Origin of the sequence: Acinetobacter legionensis (assembly GCF_048552295.1) — a bacterium.
GTDB lineage: Bacteria > Pseudomonadota > Gammaproteobacteria > Pseudomonadales > Moraxellaceae > Acinetobacter.
The window spans coordinates 1-1,322 of record NZ_JBIMCW010000064.1; the positions used below are offsets into that span (position 1 = coordinate 1).

General features: G+C 39.6%; 1 protein-coding gene. It reads right to left on the reverse strand.

The genetic code is table 11. The annotated features are described in order from the left end of the window. Positions 1-38: 38 nt before the first annotated feature. Positions 39-1,247 (reverse strand): IS256-like element ISAba26 family transposase, encoded by a 1,209-nt coding sequence (locus ACG916_RS21445; protein WP_005202188.1) that lies wholly within the window; start codon positions 1,245-1,247, stop codon positions 39-41. Positions 1,248-1,322: the final 75 nt, after the last annotated feature.

Below are 1,322 nucleotides of genomic sequence, written 5' to 3' on the forward strand. Positions count from 1 at the left end.
TTTTGAGCCTGTAAATTATTTTGTGTAAGTTCCATTTTTTATAAATGATCTTTTAATCGATCATCGAACTGAATCGTAAACCAATTCATTGCTAAACGCCAATTTTGAATTGGCATCGTCCATTTCTTCGCAGCATTCGATGTTGCTAAGTAAATGACCTTCTTTACTGAGTCATCAGATGAAAAGATTTTCCTCTTCTTCGTTGAATGGCGTATTACGCTATTCAACGACTCAATCGCATTTGTTGTATAAATTGCATGACGTATTTCGGCTGGATAGCTAAAGATCGTTCGGATATTTTCCCAATTGGCCCGCCAGGATTCTCCAATTTTGGGATACTGGTGATTCCATTGATCACAGAAGATGTCTAGGGACTTTAAAGCATTTTCCTCTGTACTTGCCTGATAAATCGCTTTCAGACCCGAGGTAACAGCCTTGTAGTCTTTCCAGCTTACAAATCTCAGGCTATTGCGTACAACATGCACGATACACAGTTGAATATCAGTATGAGGGTAAACGGAGGCTATCGCGTCAGGAAAGCCTTTTAATCCATCTACACAGGCAACAAGAATGTCCTGTACTCCTCGATTTTTTAGCTCTGTCATGACTGACAGCCAGAATTTGGCACCTTCTGTCTGAGCAATCCACATACCCAGTAATTCTTTTTGTCCATCCATATTGATGCCTAAAGCAAGGTATACGGACTTGTTAATCACATTGGAGTGCTGACGGACTTTGACAACAATACAGTCAAGATAGACAACAGGATAAAGGCTATCTAAGGCTCTATTTTGCCACTCAGTCACTTGCTCAATCACAGCATCGGTAACTTTGCTGATGAGAGATGCTGAGACATCGGCATCGTACATTTCTTTGAAGAAGGCTACAATTTCCCTATTAGTCATTCCTTTTGCATACAGTGAGAGGATTTGGTCATCCATACTGGTGATGCGTGTTTGGTGCTTTTTGATAATTTGTGGCTCAAATGAACCTTCTCGATCACGGGGAATATCTAAAGCCAGTTGTCCATCTTGAGTTGTAATGGTTTTAGAACTAAACCCATTACGGCTATTTGAGCCTTTCCTGGACTGATGCTTTTCATAACCGAGATGGTCTGAAAGTTCAGTATTGAGTGCAGTTTCAATCATGAATTTTTTAAAGACTGCTGTCATTTGGTTTAAGTCTTCTGGTGTTTTTAGACCTTTAGCCAATTCGGCAGCCATACTTTTGATTGTTGCTTCATCCATGTGAAGTACCTTTTGTAATTATCCTCTGAAGGATAAATGAAAATTAAGTACTTACACAAAATTTAGAACAGTCCC

Bases quoted from the DNA above. Each gene is read 5' to 3' on its own strand.
- ACG916_RS21445 (WP_005202188.1), bottom strand. From the start codon at position 1,247: ATGGATGAAGCAACAATCAAAAGTATGGCTGCCGAATTGGCTAAAGGT.